Origin of the sequence: Rhizobium centroccidentale, assembly GCF_030182565.1 — a bacterium.
Classification (GTDB): domain Bacteria; phylum Pseudomonadota; class Alphaproteobacteria; order Rhizobiales; family Rhizobiaceae; genus Rhizobium.
The window spans coordinates 1-4,024 of record NZ_JAQJCG010000051.1 but is presented as its reverse complement, the minus strand read 5'-3'; the positions used below and the strand labels follow the sequence as shown (position 1 = coordinate 4,024).

6 protein-coding genes are annotated in these 4,024 nt (G+C 51.8%); all 6 read left to right on the top strand.

The window, feature by feature from the left end:
• The coding region (locus PH562_RS30545; protein ID WP_483315399.1) for a bacteriophage T4 gp5 trimerisation domain-containing protein at nucleotides 1-871 on the top strand (871 nt) is incomplete at its 5' end.
• Between the two features lie 2 nt (nucleotides 872-873).
• On the top strand, nucleotides 874-1,812 hold the full coding sequence (locus PH562_RS30540) for a DUF4123 domain-containing protein (RefSeq protein ID WP_285177630.1): 939 nt from the start codon (nucleotides 874-876) through the stop codon (nucleotides 1,810-1,812).
• Nucleotides 1,812-2,432, top strand: coding sequence for a NucA/NucB deoxyribonuclease domain-containing protein (locus tag PH562_RS30535; protein ID WP_285177629.1), 621 nt, complete (start codon nucleotides 1,812-1,814; stop codon nucleotides 2,430-2,432). Before PH562_RS30540 ends, PH562_RS30535 begins: the two co-directional genes overlap by 1 nt.
• A 2-nt stretch (nucleotides 2,433-2,434) precedes the next feature.
• Entirely contained in the window at nucleotides 2,435-2,941 is a 507-nt protein-coding gene (gene comJ, locus PH562_RS30530; RefSeq protein ID WP_285177628.1) for a competence protein ComJ, read from the top strand.
• Between the two features lie 44 nt (nucleotides 2,942-2,985).
• A complete protein-coding gene (locus tag PH562_RS30525) occupies nucleotides 2,986-3,546 on the top strand; it encodes a GNAT family N-acetyltransferase (RefSeq protein WP_285177627.1) in 561 nt (186 codons plus the stop codon).
• 41 nt (nucleotides 3,547-3,587) lie between these two features.
• Nucleotides 3,588-3,887 carry a PAAR domain-containing protein gene (locus PH562_RS30520; protein WP_285177626.1) on the top strand — a complete coding sequence of 100 codons (300 nt, stop codon included), beginning with the start codon at nucleotides 3,588-3,590 and terminating at the stop codon, nucleotides 3,885-3,887.
• Nucleotides 3,888-4,024 lie beyond the last annotated feature (137 nt).

Here is a 4,024-nt window from a genome sequence, read left to right as displayed (position 1 = left end):
CATGTTCTTCCACGCGCAGAAGGACCAGACGACGCGCGTACGCAACGACCGCACCAAACGCGTCGACCGCCACGAGGTCGCCTCCATCGGCGGCAATCGTGCGGTCGAGGTGAGCGGCAACCAGAAGCACGAGATCGGTGGATCGGTGAATACGGTTGTGGGCGGCACCGGGCCGATGGCAGCCTTGGCGATGGCGGGCGTGCAGGGGCTTGCGGGACAGACGGCGGGGTTGCTTACCCAGGCGGCACAATTGGCGGGAGGCGGCCCAGGTATAGCAGCCTTCGCAACCACACTCGCTTCATCAGCGCTTGGCTTCCTTGGAGCCAGCGGCCTTTCCTCACGCGAAGGCGTGGTCTCGGGTCGTAATCCGCGCTCCGATGCTGGCACTGCTCTTGCTGGTTCGGGAACGGCCGTTGGCGAAGATGCGTCTGGTTTGTTTCCGTTACCGGGGATCATGAATACGATCATCGGCATGTTTCAGTCGACTTCCGTCGGCATTGCCAAAGCCGAGCAAATCGGAGTGAGCAAGGTAACAAATATCGGTCAGACACATGTTCTCAATGTTGGCAAAGAACAGCAAGTGACTGTCGGCGACAAAATCGCAATCGAGGTGGGTCAGCTGTACAAAATTGTCTCCGGCGAGAAATATCATGGCGAGGCTAAAGTTTGGGAAATCTACGCCGATGATGAAATCCGTCTTTCCGCGCCCGGCGGGTACATTACCATCAATAAAAAGGGCATTACGTTTTATGCTCTCAAGATAGACATTGAGGGCAACCGCATCAACTTCAAGAAAGGCGGCCCCGGCAAGGGTGCGTCCTGTCTCAACAAGATGTCGCAATCTGGGACGCCGTTCGCGCGAGCATATTAACAATGGAAACACCACTTTCAGACGAGATAGATGATGTAGCTCGCGCTCGAAGGTTTCGAGCAGCTCTTGACCACATGCAAGGGCCGTTGTTTGCTGTGCTTGATGGCGGATACTTTGATGACCTCGAAGAAGAGCTTGCCGATGCAGACATTAGCGGTCGTTCATTATTTCTAAAGGGTGGCGACGAGAACATGCGTCGTGACGGGCCGTGGCTTGTTCCCTTGAATAACCGCCGGGCTAGGGAGCAGATTGAGGAGCTGGCGCTCGATAAACCCTGCGCAGTGTTCTGGTTGTGCCCAGAGGGCGAGCAAGCGCTGTGGCGGCACCTGCGAACGATTAATGAAATTCGCATCCCTGACGAACGTTTTCTTCCGAATGCTGAATCATCTGATTTGGCGATCAAGTACGAGCGTGTTCTGTTTCGCCATTGGGACCCAAGTGTGCTAAGCACCGTCATACCCTTACTTACGACAGAACAGCTTGTACGTGTTTTCGGTCCCGCTACCGCCGTTCTTATAAACACCCCTGGTGGGCCCAAGCGCGCGCTGAGACCAAAGGACTCGCCAAAAACGCCTAGAGGAATGCTGGTGCTTGGTGCAGATCAGCTCAGCGCGCTTCACGCCAATCGCCGTACAGCATACTGCGACCGAATGTCGTCAATTCTTAAAGCCATGGCCCCCGAGCAAACAGCGAGCATGACTCAAGAAGGACTGGACGAGCGCATCTTGCGGTATGAGGCGTCTGGCAATCAACTGGGGCTTACTCAAGAACGGTCGCTGAGCATTTGGGGGTTTTTGATGCTTTCCAGTGGAGACCGATTTGAAAGCCAGCCGGAAATCCGGCGGTTTATACAATCAGGTCCAGGCACACCCGACGAGAATGTGGAGATACTTCTTCACCAGATGAGTCGCCTAGTGGATTCAATGGAAGAGGTGGGCTAATGCCTATACTTGGAGCTCCCATATTAGCGGGTGCGGGAGGCGGCGCCATTGCTCTTGGAGGCGGGGCTGCAGCAGGCACGGGTATCTCCACCAGTGTTCTTGTAGGTGGTGCAGCTGTCGTAGGAACTGGCCTTCTTTTAAGTGGAGATACACCAGTTAACTCGACTGCTACAGGAGCCGTTCCAGCGCTTGCACCCGGAGAGTTGCAAGAGCGACTAAAAAAAGTTCAAGCATTAGCAAAGCAGCTTTCCGCAACAGCTGCAGAATCGTGCGCAACTGGGAATTGTTGCCAAAAAACCATTGTAATTCCGTATTCTAGTGCTCCTGAATCCGCCAAGCATATCGATGATGCGCAACGAATGGGCTTTCCTAGTGTTTTGACCTATGATGCAAACCCAATCGCCGCAAAGGCACGGCGTGCAGCTTCAACCAGCGGCGTTCCTCGATACAGCGGTATGGAACCGGACGAATATCCTCCAGCTGCATTTATGGAGAATGGTGGACATGCCAGCGTTAGAAATATCGATTGGCGCGATAACAGGGTATCAGGCGGCATAATAGGGGCGAATGTAAAGGGGTTACCAGCAGGCTGTAGAATTACACTTATAACAGGACCATAGAAATGCTTGCAACATTTAGCGTCATGATTAACTACGGGCAACTGATTGTTTACTTGCCTTCCGTCAATCGCCCCGGCCATATTTGGGGTGACGATGAACTTGACCAAGGCTTTGCTTGGTCTCCTGGAATTATTAGTCTCGGTGTTCCAGAGCACGCATTTATATGCCGTGTTGATGTTGAGATAATAAGTACGTTTTCTGTCTCTCCAGATGCGATTTCCTGTTTGCGCGTTCCATTTAATATTCACGAGACTCCTGTCTATATTGGTTCTGTATTTTATTATGAATCAGTAAATATTGATAATGGACCATATAGCTTAATTTATGAGGTATTGCCTGGAGAAGGCACGTGGGAAATCGAGAGCGCCGGAAAGAAAGAATACGGAGAGAATAGTTATGCAATAAAGCTTTGTTTAATCCCCGGAGAAGATGATCGTTTTGAAATTATAAAGCCAGGCGGGGCAATTCACACGCACAAGATTCTTAGTCGTTTAAGCAAACTTGCGTAGTGCTTTTGTATGGTGGCCAGCTAAATAAATTGTTTGGAACGGTAATGTCATACGAAACACAAACTTCGACATCTTCTAGCCCTTTGGATATTCGCCGAATAGAGACACCGCGTCTGATTTTACGGACGCCAGTTCATTCGGACGGGCCAGGGTTGCATGCACTTCTGTCTAACCCAGAGGTTTGCCGATTTAGCCCGTATCCTCCCGTTACTGACATTGCAGATACCTTTTTTGTAATTGTAGAATGGCGAGAAGCATGGGAGCAAGGATTGCGTACTTACGTGGGTGCTGACCGCTTAGATCCGCGCAATCCTATCGGTTTTATCCAAGTTGGATTGGACGATGAATTGGGCGGGCTTTTGGCTCCAGCTAGAAGTGGAAACGGACTTGCGGTGGAAGCATTGCAGGCAGTCATCTCCACCTTAGAGCTTCGCAAGGCTTGGACCATCATTGACGCAGAGCATCATGCCCTCATCCATACGCTCGCTAAAGTGAATATTAGACAGGAAAAGTTACTCCCAGCATATCGTGTTCACCCGCAAATTTCATCCGAGAGGCGAGATTGTGTGTTACTTTGTCAGCAAAGCAACATTAGGATGGTCTAACCATGGTCGGACAGATTTATTTTGCATAGGAAGACATAACTATGGGAAGTCCTGTAACACTTAAAGGTCAAATGCATACCTGCCCTGCGTGCGATCCGGGACCGAAACCGCATATCGGGGGGCCGATACAGTCCACAAGTCAGAACTTCGTAAAGGTAAACGGCATTCCCATCGCCACAGCTGGGGACAAGTGCCTGTGTACCGGCGCGCAAACAACGGCTGCAATCACAGGTGGTTCGTTAGTCGCTAAAATCGGTGGCAGAAAAGTCGCGCGAGTCGGCGACTCCTGTGAGCATAATGGCCTACTGGTGCAAGGTGAAAATTGGTTAACGTTTGAGTAGTTTTTTACGGGTCTCTACTCGAGCGCGCCGGCGCCGATTGGAATTTCGAGACGCCGCAGATGGTGCCGGGCACAACCACGCCTTCGCTGGTGCAGATGCCGGGGGCGATGAAGCGGGAGCTTTACGAGTATCCAGCC